General features: G+C 54.5%; 17 protein-coding genes. All 17 read left to right on the top strand.

From position 1 onward, the window contains the following. Positions 1 to 3: 3 nt before the first annotated feature. The 17 genes from AC27IT_RS02830 to lepB all read left to right on the top strand — a co-directional run bounded on the left by AC27IT_RS02830 (position 4) and on the right by lepB (position 15,573). A complete protein-coding gene (locus AC27IT_RS02830) occupies positions 4 to 1,023 on the top strand; it encodes a beta-ketoacyl-ACP synthase III (RefSeq protein ID WP_197186851.1) in 1,020 nt (339 codons plus the stop codon). Then, positions 1,023 to 1,973: an ACP S-malonyltransferase gene (gene fabD / locus AC27IT_RS02825; RefSeq protein WP_487091570.1), complete on the top strand. Its 951-nt coding sequence runs from the start codon at positions 1,023 to 1,025 to the stop codon at positions 1,971 to 1,973. Before AC27IT_RS02830 ends, fabD begins: the two co-directional genes overlap by 1 nt. Then, positions 1,967 to 2,707, top strand: coding sequence for a 3-oxoacyl-[acyl-carrier-protein] reductase (fabG, locus tag AC27IT_RS02820; RefSeq protein ID WP_005834339.1), 741 nt, complete (start codon positions 1,967 to 1,969; stop codon positions 2,705 to 2,707). The genes fabD and fabG overlap by 7 nt, the downstream gene beginning before the upstream one ends. A 53-nt stretch (positions 2,708 to 2,760) precedes the next feature. Beyond that, a complete protein-coding gene (gene acpP, locus AC27IT_RS02815; protein WP_005834336.1) occupies positions 2,761 to 2,994 on the top strand; it encodes an acyl carrier protein in 234 nt (77 codons plus the stop codon). 133 nt (positions 2,995 to 3,127) lie between these two features. After that, complete coding sequence (gene fabF, locus AC27IT_RS02810; RefSeq protein WP_005834333.1) at positions 3,128 to 4,369, top strand: beta-ketoacyl-ACP synthase II; 1,242 nt, start codon at positions 3,128 to 3,130, stop codon at positions 4,367 to 4,369. Positions 4,370 to 4,423: 54 nt separating this feature from the next. Further along, positions 4,424 to 5,110, top strand: coding sequence for a ribonuclease III (rnc, locus tag AC27IT_RS02805; RefSeq protein WP_005834331.1), 687 nt, complete (start codon positions 4,424 to 4,426; stop codon positions 5,108 to 5,110). Between the two features lie 276 nt (positions 5,111 to 5,386). Continuing rightward, on the top strand, positions 5,387 to 8,959 hold the full coding sequence (smc, locus tag AC27IT_RS02800) for a chromosome segregation protein SMC (RefSeq protein ID WP_487091569.1): 3,573 nt from the start codon (positions 5,387 to 5,389) through the stop codon (positions 8,957 to 8,959). Between the two features lie 106 nt (positions 8,960 to 9,065). Next, on the top strand, positions 9,066 to 10,073 hold the full coding sequence (gene ftsY / locus AC27IT_RS02795) for a signal recognition particle-docking protein FtsY (protein WP_432774264.1): 1,008 nt from the start codon (positions 9,066 to 9,068) through the stop codon (positions 10,071 to 10,073). A 143-nt stretch (positions 10,074 to 10,216) separates the two neighbouring features. Next, complete coding sequence (locus AC27IT_RS02790) at positions 10,217 to 10,555, top strand: putative DNA-binding protein (RefSeq protein WP_122905724.1); 339 nt, start codon at positions 10,217 to 10,219, stop codon at positions 10,553 to 10,555. 10 nt (positions 10,556 to 10,565) lie between these two features. Further along, positions 10,566 to 11,981, top strand: a complete 1,416-nt coding sequence (gene ffh / locus AC27IT_RS02785; RefSeq protein WP_007777724.1) for a signal recognition particle protein — start codon at positions 10,566 to 10,568, stop codon at positions 11,979 to 11,981. Positions 11,982 to 12,093: 112 nt separating this feature from the next. Continuing rightward, positions 12,094 to 12,366 carry a 30S ribosomal protein S16 gene (rpsP, locus tag AC27IT_RS02780; protein WP_005834322.1) on the top strand — a complete coding sequence of 91 codons (273 nt, stop codon included), beginning with the start codon at positions 12,094 to 12,096 and terminating at the stop codon, positions 12,364 to 12,366. A 23-nt stretch (positions 12,367 to 12,389) separates the two neighbouring features. Beyond that, a complete protein-coding gene (locus AC27IT_RS02775; RefSeq protein WP_005834320.1) occupies positions 12,390 to 12,617 on the top strand; it encodes a KH domain-containing protein in 228 nt (75 codons plus the stop codon). Positions 12,618 to 12,688: 71 nt separating this feature from the next. Next, complete coding sequence (locus tag AC27IT_RS02770; protein ID WP_005834319.1) at positions 12,689 to 13,117, top strand: YlqD family protein; 429 nt, start codon at positions 12,689 to 12,691, stop codon at positions 13,115 to 13,117. A 15-nt stretch (positions 13,118 to 13,132) separates the two neighbouring features. Then, positions 13,133 to 13,651, top strand: coding sequence for a ribosome maturation factor RimM (rimM, locus tag AC27IT_RS02765; protein ID WP_005834317.1), 519 nt, complete (start codon positions 13,133 to 13,135; stop codon positions 13,649 to 13,651). 12 nt (positions 13,652 to 13,663) lie between these two features. Then, positions 13,664 to 14,410, top strand: coding sequence for a tRNA (guanosine(37)-N1)-methyltransferase TrmD (gene trmD, locus AC27IT_RS02760; RefSeq protein ID WP_005834315.1), 747 nt, complete (start codon positions 13,664 to 13,666; stop codon positions 14,408 to 14,410). 160 nt (positions 14,411 to 14,570) lie between these two features. After that, the gene (gene rplS, locus AC27IT_RS02755) at positions 14,571 to 14,918 is read left to right on the top strand and encodes a 50S ribosomal protein L19 (RefSeq protein WP_429778485.1); all 348 of its coding nucleotides are present in this window, start codon (positions 14,571 to 14,573) and stop codon (positions 14,916 to 14,918) included. A gap of 91 nt (positions 14,919 to 15,009) precedes the next feature. Then, entirely contained in the window at positions 15,010 to 15,573 is a 564-nt protein-coding gene (gene lepB / locus AC27IT_RS02750) for a signal peptidase I (RefSeq protein WP_005834311.1), read from the top strand. Positions 15,574 to 15,586 lie beyond the last annotated feature (13 nt).

Raw genomic sequence — 15,586 nt, 5'->3', positions numbered from 1 at the left:
CAGATGGACAAAAAGCGTTCAGTAGGCATTTTGGCTACAGGTTCCTATACACCTGACAGAGTGCTTAGCAACTTCGATCTGGAAAAAATGGTGGAAACGACAGATGAGTGGATTGTTTCCCGCACCGGAATCCGGGAACGTCGCATTTGCTCGGCTGAGCAAGCTTCCTCCGATCTTGCTTATGAAGCTGCGAAAAAAGCGCTGGAGCGAGCCAACATCAGCGCAGAGCAGCTCGACATGATTATCGTGGCAACAGTGACGCCTGATATGATGTTCCCGTCGACTGCCTGCATCCTGCAGGAAAAGCTGGGAGCAAAACGTGCAGCGGCGCTTGACGTATCGGCTGCCTGCACAGGCTTTTTGTACGGCATCACGACAGCGGCGCAGTTCATTGCCAACGGACTTTACAAATACGTGCTGGTCGTCGGGGTAGAGACGCTGTCCAAAATTACGAACTACAAAGACCGCAACACATGTGTGCTGTTCGGGGATGGCGCAGGTGCGGCGGTAATCGGCGAAGTGCGGGAAGGCTTTGGCTTCCAGTCGTTTGAGCTTGGCGCAGACGGCGCAGGCGGAGAGTTGCTGTGCCTGCCTGCGGGCGGCTCGCGCATCCCGGCTTCGAGCGAGTCGGTCGAAAACAACCTGCACTATCTCTCGATGGCAGGCGGCGAAGTCTTCAAATTCGCGGTGCGCGTGATGAACTCCGCAACAGAAGCGGTATTGTCCAAAGCGGGAGTCGAGCGGGAAAACATCGACCTTTTGGTGCCGCACCAGGCGAACAAGCGGATTATCGACTCTGCCGTGCAACGCTTCGGCTTGTCTGAGGACAAAGTGGCGATCAACCTCGACCGTTACGGAAACATGTCTTCTGCGTCGATTCCGGTTGCGCTGGACGAAGCGATCGCGGCGGGACGGGTAAAAGAAGGCGACAACGTCATTCTCGTAGGTTTCGGCGGGGGCTTGACCTGGGGAGCAACGCTTCTGAAATGGTCGACCACGCCAGCGGAAGGGAGCAGACAGTAGTGGGGAAAGTAGCATTTGTTTTTCCGGGCCAAGGCTCGCAATTCGTAGGGATGGGGCAGACGCTTTCCGAGCAGTCGGAAGCAGCCCGCCGCATTTTTGAAACGGCAGATGCCGCGCTCGGCTTTTCGCTCTCCGGTCTGTGCTTTGCAGGCCCGGAAGAAGAGTTGAAGCTGACGGCGAACACGCAGCCGGCGATTTTGACGGCGAGCGTCGCTGTGCTTGCAGCCTTGAAAGAAAAGTTGCCGGATTACACGCCTGATTTCGTGGCGGGCCACAGTCTGGGCGAATATTCGGCGCTGGTGGCAGCAGGCGCGCTGTCTTTTGCCGATGCGGTCAAAGTCGTTCGGGCACGCGGCCAATTCATGGAAGAAGCCGTTCCGGCAGGCCAGGGCGCGATGGCAGCGGTCTTGAACATGGAGCGCGCAGCCCTGCAAGCCGTGTGCGAGGAAGTAACCGCTTCCGGGCATCCGGTTCAGCCAGCGAACATGAACTGCCTGGGGCAGATCGTCATCTCCGGCTCGGCCGAAGGCGTCAAGCTGGCGGGCGAAAAGGCCAAGGCAGCAGGAGCGAAGCGTGTGCTCCCGCTGAACGTGAGCGGACCGTTCCACTCCAGCCTGATGCAGCCAGCCGCAGACAAATTGCAGGCGGTGCTTGCAGGCGTCACAGTCCAGGAAGCGAGCGTCCCGGTCGTGGCAAACGTGACGGCACGCCCTGTTACCGAAGCGACAACGATCGTCGAGCAGCTTGTGCAGCAAGTATCGGCTCCGGTTTTGTGGGAGGATTCGGTACAGTGGATGGTCGAAGCGGGCGTGACTACGTTCGTGGAGATCGGACCAGGCAAAGTGCTTGCGGGACTGATTAAAAAAATCGCGCCAGCCGATACGACGATCATTTCGGTCCAGGACATGGAATCCTTGACTGAGCTTTTGAACGGAGGGGTACTATGCTAACAGGAAAAACAGCGCTTGTGACAGGAGCCTCCCGCGGGATTGGCCGTGCGATTGCACTCAAGCTGGCCGAAGCAGGAGCGAATGTCGTGGTGAACTACGCAGGAAGCGAAGCCGCAGCAGCCGAGACCGTTGCCAAAGTCAAGGAGCTGGGCCGCGATGCGATCATGGTTCGCGCCAACGTTTCTTCGGCCGAGGAAGTGGGCGATATGTTCAAGGCCGCGCTCGACCATTTCGGTTCGATCGACATTCTCGTCAACAACGCCGGGATTACCCGCGACAATTTGCTGATGCGCATGAAGGAAGAAGAGTGGGATGACGTCATTGCCACCAACTTGAAAGGCGTGTTCAACTGCCTGAAAGCGGCGACTCGTCCGATGATGAAGCAACGCTCGGGCAAGATCATCAACATTACGTCCGTGGTCGGCGTGCTCGGCAATGCGGGGCAAGCTAACTACGTGGCGGCAAAAGCGGGCGTCATCGGCCTGACCAAGACAGCCGCGCGCGAGCTGGCGAGCCGCGGCATCACCGTGAACGCGGTAGCGCCTGGATTTATTGATACAGAAATGACAGCCGTGCTGCCGGAGGATGTAAAAGCTGGCCTTATCAGCCAGATTCCGCTGGCTCGTCTCGGCCAGACAGAGGACATTGCGTCCGTCGTTCTGTTCCTTGCTTCTGACGCAGCCAATTACATGACAGGCCAAACTTTGCATGTGGATGGCGGCATGTACATGTAAACTGGTTTTTTGAAAGCTCATCTACTATAATACGGGAGAGGGGGTGAAGCAAGATGGCAGATACATTGGAGCGCGTGAAGAAAATCATCGTCGATCGTCTGGGTGTAGATGAGTCCAAGATTACTTTGGAAGCTTCTTTCAAAGAAGACCTGGGCGCTGACTCCCTGGATGTAGTGGAACTCGTAATGGAACTCGAAGACGAGTTTGATTTAGAGATTTCTGACGAAGATGCTGAAAAGATCACTTCTGTTGGTGAGGTTGTAAAATACATAGAATCTCACAAGTAGATCCATCAGTTGGAAGTCCCGTACCATACGGGACTTCTCCTTCAATTGCCGCCGAATACATACCAGGAAGTTACGTTAGGCATGAAGTGTACGCAAGAAACTGACTGCTGACTTTCATATAGAGGTGATCGTAATGAAACGAAGAGTGGTGATTACTGGCGTTGGTGTCGTCTCTCCGGTGGGAAATGACGCGCAGACCTTCTGGAACAGTTTGCTGGAAGGAAAATCAGGCATTGACCGCCTGACTGCTTTCGACGCTACGGATTATCCGACGCAGATCGCGGGCGAAGTGAAAGACTTCAACCCTGAGCTGTACATGGACAAAAAAGAAATACGACGTACAGACCGATTCGTTCAGTTTGGATTGGCTGCTGCCAAAATGGCGGTAGAGGATGCGAAACTGGAAATTACGCCAGAAAATGCGGAACGAGTGGGTGTATACATCGGGTCCGGAATTGGCGGGCTGTCTACATGGGAAGAGCAGCATTCCGTGCTGTTGGAAAAAGGGCCACGCCGCGTGAGTCCGTTCTTCATTCCGATGCTGATTGCCAACATGGCCTCCGGTGCAGTATCCATTCAATACGGAGCAAAAGGACCGACTTCCAGCGCGATTACCGCATGTGCGACAGGGACAAACGCAATCGGGGATGCTCTGCGTTTGATCCAGTTCGATCATGCGGATGTGATGATCGCAGGCGGTGCAGAAGCGACAATTCGTCCGATGGCGTTTGCGGGCTTTTGTTCGGCTAAAGCGATGTCCACGCGCAACGACGAGCCGCAAAAGGCGAGCCGTCCGTTTGACAAAGACCGCGATGGCTTCGTCATGGGCGAAGGGGCGGGCGTCCTGATCCTCGAAGAGCTGGAGCACGCGAAAAAACGCGGCGCGAACATCATCGCGGAAGTGATCGGCTACGGCATGAGCGCGGATGCCCATCACATCACTTCTCCGTCGCCAGGTGGCGAAGGGGCTGCGCGCTGCATGAAAAATGCGCTGCGTGACGCAGGCATTGATCCGACAGAGGTGGGCTACATCAACGCACACGGAACCTCTACGGATCAGGGCGACATCGCCGAGACGCAGGCGATTAAAGAAGTGTTTGGCGAACACGCTTACAAGCTGGCTGTCAGCTCGACCAAGTCGATGACAGGCCACTTGCTCGGAGCGACAGGCGGCATCGAGGCAATCGCGACTGCTTTTGCCCTGCGCGATCAGGTGCTTCCTCCTACGATCAACCTGGAAAACCCTGATCCGGAATGTGATCTCGACTATGTTCCTAACCATGCGCGCAAGGCGACCGTCCATGTGGCTGTTTCCAACACGTTTGGATTCGGCGGTCATAATGCAACGGTGATCCTGAAGCGATACGAAGCATAAATGAGCCCTACTGAGAGAAAAAGTAGGCAGTCTCCTGGAATGGTGGTGAGGGTGATGAATTTTGCACAGCTGCAAGAGAAGATAGGCTTTCGCTTTCACGATGAGAGCGTTCTGCGGCAGGCATTCACCCATTCTTCCTACGTGAACGAGCAACGCGGCAAACGAATATCAGACAACGAACGGCTGGAGTTTTTGGGAGATGCTGTGCTTGAGTTGACTGTTTCCCAGTTTTTATACAAAACTTTTCCGAAGATGAGCGAAGGCGAAATGACGAAGCTGCGGGCAGCGATTGTCTGTGAGCCTTCTCTGGTTAAATTTGCTGAACTGCTGAATTTTGGCGATCTCGTTTTGCTGGGAAAAGGGGAAGAGTTGACTGGCGGACGTCAGCGACCTGCCTTGCTAGCGGACGTATTTGAAGCTTTTGTTGGTGCCCTCTATCTGGATCAGGGCCTGGATGCCGTATTTTCCTTCATGGAAAAATACGTCTACCCCAGAATCGACAAGGGAGAGTTTGCCCAGGTAACAGACTTCAAGAGCCAGTTGCAGGAATTTGTTCAACAGGACAATCTGGGAGACATCCAGTATCGCATTGTAGAAGAAAAAGGACCAGCTCACAATCGAGAGTTCGTATCGGAAGTGCTTTTGAACAATCGTTCGCTTGGCATTGGCTCGGGCCGTTCCAAAAAGGAAGCGGAACAGCAGGCAGCCGCGCGGGCGTTGGTAAAGCTGGGGGAGAAATAAAGGCTCGGAAAAAGGGAGCTGCATCATCTGCGGGCGCAGGTGGTGTAGCTTTCTTTGTTCCCGCTTGGAAAAGCCGGGAAAATACTGCGTGATGACAGCTTTCTATGATACACTTATTTCGATATGACCACGAAGGCTCGCAGTGGAGTAGCTCCTGTCTGATACAGGGGCTCTTTTCGGGTACCATCCGATTCATGCCGTGCGCCTCTTTGTCCGCTTGCGGACGGCCGTGCGTCACGGGCAGATTAGGTTGGTTTGGTAAGGAGGACCGTAAGTATGTATTTGAAACGCCTGGAGCTGGCAGGATTCAAATCGTTTGCCGACAGGACGGAATTGGAGTTCGTACCAGGAGTGACAGCGGTAGTCGGTCCGAACGGAAGCGGCAAGAGCAACGTTTCCGACTCGATCCGCTGGGTGCTCGGAGAACAGAGTGCCAAGTCGCTGCGCGGAGCGAAGATGGAGGACATTATTTTCGCGGGCAGCGACAAGCGCAAGCCAGTGAACTTTGCCGAAGTGACGCTCACCTTGGACAATACGGATCGTTCCCTCGACGTGGAATATTCGGAGGTTTCCATCACGCGCAGAGTCTACCGCTCCGGTGACAGTGAGTATTACATAAACAACAGATCATGCCGCTTGAAGGACATTATGGAGCTGTTCATGGATACGGGGCTGGGAAAAGAAGCGTACTCCATTATCGGCCAGGGAAAAATCGAAGAAATTCTCAGCACGAAGTCGGAAGATCGCCGCGGCATTTTTGAAGAAGCGGCGGGCATCGTCAAGTACAAGACCCGCAAGCGCGAGGCGGAGAAAAAGCTCGATGACACCGAGCAAAACCTCGTCCGCATCCACGATATCGTCAGCGAAATTACCGAACAGATCGGACCGCTGCAGGAGCAGGCAGAGACGGCGAAGACGTACAAAGAGCTGCACCGCAAGCTGGTCGAGCACGAAGTCGCGCTGTACGTGCAGCAGATCGAGGCGGCCCACAGCAAATGGGAGGCCGCGACGCAGCGCGTGCAGGAGCTTCGCGAGCTTTTGATGAGGCAGACGACGGAAGCGGCCAAGCACGAAGCCGATCTGGAGCAGGCCCGTTTTTCGGTCACGCAAATCGACCAGTCGATCGAGGAACTGCAACACGTTCTCTTGACGGTGAGCGAGGAGACGGAAAAGGTAGAAGGCCAGCGCGAAGTATTGCGCGAGCGGATGCGCAATTTGAGCGCCAATCGCCAGCAGACGATGGAGCAGATGCACAGGCTGACCGAGAAGCAGCACGCGCTGGAAGCGGAGCTTGCCGAAGAGCAGGAGCGCGCCAAGGAAGCCGATCGGCGGATGGCGGAAGCCCATGCATCGTTGCAGGAGGCTGAAGGGCAGTTTTTCTCCATGGTGCAGTCGTTGACAGACGATGTGGAACGGTTGAAAGGCGATTATTTTGAAAAGCTGAACGAAATGGCCAACCTGCGCAACGAAATCCGCCATCAGCAGCAGCTTGTGCAGACATCGCAGGCGCGCGTCGACCGCCAACTGGCCGGCAAGGAACAGTTGGAGCTGGAAGAGGTGCAGCGCCAGGTGAGAATGGCCGAGCTGCAGGAGCAACTGACCCAGATCGATCAGTCGATTCAGGATACAGTTAACCGCTACAAGCAGTTAATGGACGGCCTGCGCGATGGACAGGCGCGCATGGAACAGGTGCGCCGGGAACTGCGCCAGTCCGAGCAAAAAAGAGAAGCGGCAAAGTCCCGCCTCGACCTCATCAAAGAGATGCAGTCTGAATTTGCCGGGTTCCAGCAAGGGGTAAAAGAAATTCTCAAGGCACGCGAGCGCGGCTTCAAAGGTATCCACGGCGCGGTCGCCGAGCTGGTCGTCGTGCCACAGCAGTACGAAACAGCAGTCGAGGTCGCCCTGGGCGGAGCGCTGCAAAACGTCGTCGTCGATAACGAGGCGGCAGGGCGCGCCGCGATTGCTTACTTGAAGCAGCACAATGCAGGGCGCGCTACCTTTTTGCCGCTGGATGTCATCCGGCCGCGCACCTTGCAGGCCAGTGACCGACAGCTGCTGGCAAAAGAAAGCGGTGTGGTCGGGATCGCCAGCGAGCTGGTGTCGTTTGAGGAAGCGTACCGTGCAATTGTGGAAAGCATGCTCGGCAACGTCATCGTCACGGAAAAGCTGGAGCAGGCAAACCGCGTCGCCCGCACGCTCGGCTATCGCTACCGGGTCGTGACGCTCGAAGGCGACATCGTTAACGCAGGCGGTTCGATGACAGGGGGCGCCTTGAAGAAAAACAGCGCCAACCTGCTCGGACGCAATCGCCAGGCAGAAGAACTCGAAGCGCAAATGCGTGAAATCGAAGAGGCAATTTCTGGACATACTACTCGAATGGAACAACTGGCGGCAGAGCTTGGCCGCATGGAAGAAGAACAGGAAGCGCTCCGCTCGCAAGGCGAAGCGCTGCGGTTGAAGGAGCAGGAAGTCAAGGGCCTCCTGCAGCAAACCGAAGCAGAGGGACGCTCGCTTGCTGAACGGGCCAAGCTGGTAGAGCAAGATATTGCCGCCTACCAAAAAGAGATGGAAGAAGCGCTGCGCAAAGAGGAGCAGCTTCAAGCGGACTTGGCCGTCCTGGAGCAGGAAGAGCAAAAGCTGAACGAGCAGATTGCCGAAGCCGAGGCCAAGCGCCAGGAACAGTTGGAATCCAAGGAAGAAATGAACCAGAAAATTACCAGCTTAAAAGTGCTGAACGCCCAGGTGAAACAGGAACACCAGTCCCGCCTGGAGCAGACGGAGCGCCTGCTCGAACAAAAAAACTTGCTCCAGCGCGAATGGGAAGAGCAAAACGCGAACCTCGCCGCACTCGACGAACTGGAGCGCACGAACGAATCGTCCGGGCTTGAGCTCGATCAGCGGATCGCCGAGCTGCGTCAGGACAAGGAGCGCGTAGCCGGGCTGATTGCCGAACGCCGCAACGAGCGGGCGACGCTGTTCCACAAGCAGGAGCAGGTAGAAGTGCAGGTAAAAGAAATTCGCCGCGAGGTTAAAGCACTGGAAGAAAAGCTCCATCATGAGGAAGTGAAGGTCAACCGCAGTGAGGTAGAGCTTGATCATCTGTTGAACAAACTCTCCGAAGAATACGAAATGAGCTACGATCTGGCGAAGCAGAAATACCCGCCGCGCGGGGAACTGCAAGCGGAGATGCAAATCGTCGCCCAACTCAAAAAGCAAATTGCCGCACTGGGTACGGTCAACCTCGGAGCGATTGAGGAATACGAGCGGCTTTATGAGCGCCAGCAGTTTTTAAGTGCGCAGGAAGCCGATCTGAATGAAGCAAAAGACATGCTCTATCAGGTGATTCAGGAGATGGATACGGAGATGTCGCGCCGCTTCAAGGAAACGTTTGAAGCGATCTCCGAGCAGTTCCGCGACGTGTTTGTGCAGCTGTTCGGCGGCGGACGAGCCAATTTGCTTCTGTCCAACCCGGACAATTTGCTCGAAACGGGAATCGACATCGTGGCGCAGCCGCCAGGCAAAAAGCTGCAAAACCTGGCCCTGCTCTCCGGGGGCGAGCGAGCGCTGACGGCGATGGCGTTGCTCTTTGCCATTCTGCGTGTCAAGCCCGTGCCATTCTGCGTGCTCGACGAGGTGGAAGCGGCATTGGACGAGGCAAACGTCAACCGCTTTGCCGAATACATGCAGCAGTTCAGCAGCCAGACGCAGTTCATTTGCGTGACGCACCGCAAAGGCACGATGGAGAGCGCAGACGTTTTGTACGGGATTACGATGCAGGAGGGCGGCGTGTCCAAGCTGGTTTCGGTCAAGCTGGAGGACAGCGACAAATTCGTCGAGTCCGCCTCGTAATTCGCCGCGGCATCGTCAGTGCCCAAAAGCAATAGAAATGAGAATACAACTGAAGCTCGGCTTCATGCGAGCTTTTTGACAAGATTATCCGCAAAGGAAGATGAACATGAGCTTTTTCAAGCGACTTCGTGACGCGATTGTCCAAAAATCCGAAGAAGTAACCCAGAAGTTTACGGATGGACTGGCGAAAACGCGAGATTTGCTGGTGGAAAAAGTAGAGGATCTCGTCCGCCGCTATAAAAAAATCGACGACGATTTCTTTGATGAGCTGGAAGAAATTTTGATTACGTCCGACGTCGGGGTCAACACCGTCATGGAGTTGATCGACGATTTGCGGGGAGAAGTGCGCAAGCAAAAAATCGAAAACGCCCTGGACCTGCAACCGATTTTGTCGGAGAAGCTGGTGGCCCTGCTGAAAAACGACGAGGCGGCAGACAGTGCGCTCAACGTCGAGGACGGACGCCTGAATGTCATTTTGTTTGTCGGGGTCAACGGGGTCGGCAAAACGACGACCATCGGGAAAATGGCGCACATGTTCAAGCAGCAGGGCAAAAACGTGCTCTTGGCCGCAGGCGATACGTTCCGGGCAGCCGCGATCGAGCAGCTGGAGGTATGGGGCGAGCGCGTCGGCGTTGACGTCATCAAGCAGCAGCAAGGCTCCGATCCAGCCGCTGTCATTTACGACGCCGTCCAGGCCGCCAAGTCGCGCAAGGTCGACGTGCTTTTGTGCGATACAGCCGGACGTCTGCAAAACAAGGTCAATCTGATGGAGGAGCTGGCGAAGGTGCACCGCGTGCTACAGCGCGAACTTCCTGGCGCGCCGCATGAAGTGTTGCTCGTGCTCGACGCCACGACAGGGCAAAACGCCTTGTCCCAGGCGAAGACATTCGGCCAGTCCGCCGGAGTGACAGGCCTTGTCCTTACCAAGCTCGACGGTACGGCGAAGGGCGGGATCGTCATTGCGATCCGCAACGAGCTGAACATTCCGGTCAAATACGTCGGCCTTGGCGAGAAAATGGACGATTTGCAGCCGTTCGATCCGGAGCAGTTTGTGCATGCGCTGTTTGCCGGGCTGATCCAAAAAGATGAAGCCGAAACGCAGGAAAACGCGTAGAATCATAATGTCTGGAACGTAAAAAAAGATGTCAATAAAAAACCTTGACACTAGGTGTAGAATTAGGTACTATAATCTACGTGCTGTAAAGAAAAAGCCTTTACAGTTTCGAACCGAGTACCTCACAGCAAAGGATTGGTTTCATGCTGGAAAAGACCAATCAAGTCAATCTCTTGTTTGACTTTTATGCACCGCTTCTCAAGGGCAAGCAGCGAGAATATCTGGAGCTTTACTATCTGGATGATTTGTCGCTCGGGGAAATTGCCGAGATGCACGAGGTCAGTCGACAGGCTGTTTACGACCACATCAAGCGGGCGGAAAAGCAGCTGTTCGAATACGACCAGAAGCTTCGTCTGGCACAGCGCCACGAAAAGCGAATGGAAGTGCTGGCGCGAATGAGCGAGCTTGTGAATGAGCTTGCGGAAGGCGAGACAAGAGACGAGCTGAACACTTTGCTCCACCAACTGTCAGAGATGGATTAGGAGGGCTCGCATGGCGTTTGAAAGCTTGGCCAATCGGCTGCAAAACGCATTTGACAAACTGCGCGGCAGAGGAAAGATCGACGAAACCGTCGTCAATGAAGCGATGCGGGAAGTCCGCCTTGCCCTGTTGGAAGCAGATGTTAACTTCAAAGTAGTAAAAGACTTCGTCGCTCGCGTCAAAGAGCGCGCAGTCGGCCAGGAAGTCATGAAAAGCCTGACGCCAGGCCAAATGGTTATCAAGATCGTGAACGAAGAGCTGGTCGCCCTAATGGGTGGCAGCGTAGCTCAGTTGACGATGGCACACCGTCCGCCGACCGTCATCATGATGGCGGGTTTGCAAGGGGCGGGGAAAACGACCACGACTGGTAAGCTGGCCAAGTATTTGCAAAAGCAAAACAAGAAGCCGCTTCTGGTGGCAGCCGACATTTACCGTCCGGCTGCGATCAAGCAGCTACAAGTTTTGGGGGAGCAACTGAATGTTCCCGTCTTCACTCTCGGAGATCAAGTCAGTCCTGTTGACATCGCTCGGCAAGCGATTGAACACGCGAAAGCCAATCACCTCGACGTTGTGATTCTCGATACGGCAGGTCGCCTGCATATTGATGAAGCGTTGATGGACGAGTTGAAGCAAATTCGCGAAGTTGCCAAGCCCGATGAGATTTTGCTCGTCGTGGACGCGATGACAGGTCAGGACGCCGTCAATGTGGCGGAGAGCTTCAACAGCCAGCTCGAACTGACTGGCGTGGTTCTCACCAAGCTCGACGGGGATACCCGAGGCGGTGCGGCACTATCCGTCAAAGCTGTCACTGGCAAGCCGATCAAGTTCGCGGCGATGGGTGAAAAGCTGGATGCGCTCGAACCGTTCCATCCGGATCGCATGGCTTCCCGCATTTTGGGAATGGGTGATGTACTCAGCCTGATCGAAAAGGCGCAGGCGTCCGTGGATGAAGAAAAAGCGCGCGACATGGAGCGCCAGATGCGTCAAGGGGAATTTACCTTCGACATGTTCCTGGATTCCATGCAGCAGTTGCGCAATTTGGGGCCTTTTGAGGACATTCTCGGCATGCTGCCCGGAATGAACAAGATGAAAGGTAAAATGAACGTGGACGAGAAGCAGATTGCCCGCGTGGAAGCAATCGCCAAATCCATGACCAAGGCAGAGCGTGCCAACCCCGATCTCTTGAACGCCAGCCGCCGCAAGCGCATTGCGAGCGGAAGCGGCACGAGCATTCAGGAAGTGAATCGGTTCATCAAGCAGTTCGAGGAAATGAAAAAAATGATGAAGCAATTCACGGGCGTCGCCGACAAGATGGTCAAGAAGTCGAAGAAAAAAGGCGGCTTCGGACTGCCGTTCATGGGCAAAGGCGGAGGAAACAACCAAGGCGGCATGAACTTCCCCTTCAATTTCAAACCACCGTTCAAGTAAAGAGGCATGATCTCTTCGCGCCGCTGACTTGTCAGACAGCGCGATGGTTCAGATATAGTAGCACCAACGCAGATGTTTATCTCGCGTTGATCCATACAGGAGGTGACACAACATGGCAGTTAAAATCCGTCTGAAACGCATGGGTTCCAAGAAAGCTCCTTTCTACCGTGTAGTAGTAGCTGACTCCCGTTCCCCACGCGATGGCCGTTTCATTGAAGAAATCGGTTACTACAATCCGGTTGCTCAACCGGCAGTGGTGAAAATTGATACCGAAAAAGCGGTACAATGGATCCTGAATGGTGCAGCTCCGACTGATACCGTTCGTAACCTTCTCTCCAAAGAAGGCGTTCTCGCAAAAGTGCACGAAACCAAATACGGCAAATAAGTCGGTCATCTGGAGGTCTGATGATGAAAGCGCTGGTCGAAACGATCGCTAAAGCTCTCGTCGATCATCCGAATGAGGTTCGTGTGAATGCAGTGGACAAAGAGCGCACTCTCGTCTTTGAATTGTCGGTGCACCCTGATGATATGGGGAAGATCATCGGCAAGCAAGGACGGATCGCCAAAGCCCTGCGCACTGTCGTGATGGCGGCATCCGTGGAAACGGACAAGCGCGTCACGGTTGAGATTGTTTGACAAAAAGGCTGGGAGCTTTCCCAGTCTTTTTTGGTTGATATGAACTGATACGTCGAAAGGAGTGACAGGACATGCTCACGATTTTTCGGTCGGTACAGGTCAAACTCATCATGACAGAAGCATCCCGCGCTGTGCTGATTGACCAGTACAGCAGACAGCTTCGCCAGCAGCGCGAAGAATGGGAGCAATGGCAGTTCCAATCGAAAAAAATATTGGCCGAAGCGAAGAAAAAGTCTGCGGATACATATGCGCTCGCGCAAGAAAAGATTGCCCAGGAAGAGCGGCGGCGCAAGGAAAAAATCGCCCAGCTCTCTTTTGCCTTGCAGCAGGCGGAGAGTCTTCCCGAAGGCAGTGAGATGGATTATCAGACTGTGCAAAGTCCCGTCACAATCCAAGTAGGCGATGTTTGGGATGAAATCATGGCAGGAACGGAAATCATGATAAAAGATGGACGAGTGCATGAGATTCGACAAACGGCAGGACATGCAGCCGATGAATAGAAGGAGTGAATACGCTTGGGCAACCAAAAGTTTTACACGGTGGGCAAGCTGGTCAATACGCACGGGCTCAAGGGAGAAGTGCGCGTAACCTCGACGACGGATTTTCCCGATCAACGGTTTCGCAAAGGCAGCGAGCTGTTTTTGTTTCACCCGTCTCTTTCCGAGCCAGTGAAGCTGAAAATCGCGACTCGTCGCGCCCATAAAGACTTTGAGATTTTGAGCTTCGAGGGTTATGGACACATTAACGACATCGAAAAATACAAGGGCGGCGAGCTGAAAATTCCGGAAGACGCGCTGATGGAGCTGGAAGAGGACGAGTTTTACATCCATCAGTTGATCGGCTGCGAAGTCGTTACGGACGAAGGGGAAGAGCTCGGAAAAATCGTCGATGTGATGCAGCCGGGAGCAAACGATGTGTGGGTCGTAAAAGGGCGGCGCGGAGAGATTTTGCTGCCGTTTATCGATGATTGCATCAAGGAAGTGGACATCGCCAACAAACGCGTGGTTTGCCATCTGATGGAAGGCTTGCTGTAGGAGGTACTTCTGATGCGGATTGACATTTTTACGCTGTTTCCCGAAATGTTTGCGGGCGTCTTGTCCAGCAGCATTTTGGGAAAAGCCCGCGAGAAGGAGCTGGTCGACTTTCACGTCACCAACTTTCGCGATTTTTCCGAGAGCAAGCATGGCACGGTTGACGATACGCCATACGGCGGCGGCGGGGGCATGGTGCTCAAACCCGAGCCGTTGTTTCGGGCGGTAGAGGCGCTCGCGGGGGAAAAGAAGCCGCGTGTGATCCTCATGTGCCCGCAAGGCGTGCCGTACAACCAAAAGCTGGCCGAGGAGCTGGCCCAGGAGGAGCATCTCGTGTTCATCTGCGGCCATTACGAAGGCTATGACGAGCGCATCCGCGAGCATTTGGTCACGGATGAAATCTCGATTGGCGATTACGTGCTGACAGGCGGCGAGCTGGCCGCGATGGTCGTGATCGACAGTGTCGTGCGCTTGCAGCCGGGTGCTCTGGGAAACCAGACGTCAGCCGTCGAGGATTCGTTTTCGACCGGGTTGCTCGAATACCCGCACTATACGCGGCCGGCGGAGTTTCGCGGCTGGAGGGTCCCGGATATTTTGCTCTCCGGCCACCATGCCAACATCGAGCGCTGGCGCCTGAAAGAATCGTTGCGCCGAACGAAGGCGCGCCGTCCCGATCTCTTGGCGAAGCTTGAGCTGACAGACGAAATGAAAAAGCTGCTGGCAGAGCTTGAGCAGGAGCAAAACATGGAAGGAAAATTGTAGAACAGGCCTTGTAGTTTCCTGCCTACTATGTTAATATACTTCTTGTGGCAATTTTGCCCGCTGACTAAGGCGGTCCGCTACTCGTAATTCGGTCCCTGTTGGGTGACCGGGCCAAACTGGCGAGACGAGTAAGAACGTCTATCGGAAGGAGGGAATTGAAATGAACCAAGTTATCCGTGAATTGGAAAAAGAGCAATTGAAACAGGATATTCCTGCGTTCCGACCTGGTGACACTGTTCGTGTACACGTTAAGGTTATCGAGGGTCAGCGTGAGCGTATTCAGCTGTTCGAAGGCGTAGTGATTCGCCGTCGCGGTACAGGTGTCAGCGAAACATTTACTGTTCGTAAGATTTCTTACGGCGTAGGTGTTGAGCGTACGTTCCCAGTACACACGCCTAAGATCGACAAGATCGAAATCGTGCGTCATGGTAAAGTACGTCGTGCGAAACTGTACTATCTGCGCGATCGCGTAGGTAAAGCAGCTCGTATTAAAGAAATTCGTCGATAAGCGAAGCGCTTAAAAAGGGGACTGGTCTGCTTGCCAGGCCTCTTTTTTCCATTTACAGGGTTGGACGAGCCAGCTTGGGAGGGCGTAAGTGATGAACGAAGAAGTATCCTCCGGTCGCACGAAAAAAAATGAGCTATGGGAATGGACGAAGGCGCTCGGCATTGCCTTGATTCTCGCTTTTCTCATTCGAACCTTTTTGTTTGCCCCGTTTATTGTCGAGGGCGAGTCCATGGAAACGACGTTACATAACAGCGAAAAACTGGTCGTCAACAAGGCCATTTACTATTTGCAGGAGCCGAAGCCGGGTGACATCATCGTGTTTCACGCAGAGAAAACGCGCGACTACATCAAGCGCGTCATCGCTGTGGCGGGAGATACCGTCGAGGTGAAAGGCGATCAGCTCTACATCAACGGCAACATGGTTGAAGAGCCATATCTTGCACAACATAAGGAACAGGCGAAACAACAGGGAGAGCCGTATTTTACGAACGACTTCCCACCCGTCACGGTACCGGCAGGCCACATTTTTGTAATGGGCGACAACCGTCCGAACAGCCATGACAGCCGGGCCATCGGTCCTGTCGCTGTCAGCACGGTGGTTGGCAGAGCGGAGTTTACGTTCTGGCCGATTGCAAGCATTCGCATGACGAGATAATCGCAATAGCTTC

The sequence above is a fragment of the Brevibacillus sp. YAE8 genome (genome assembly GCF_057543335.1).
This window is presented reverse-complemented; position numbering and strand designations above follow the sequence as displayed.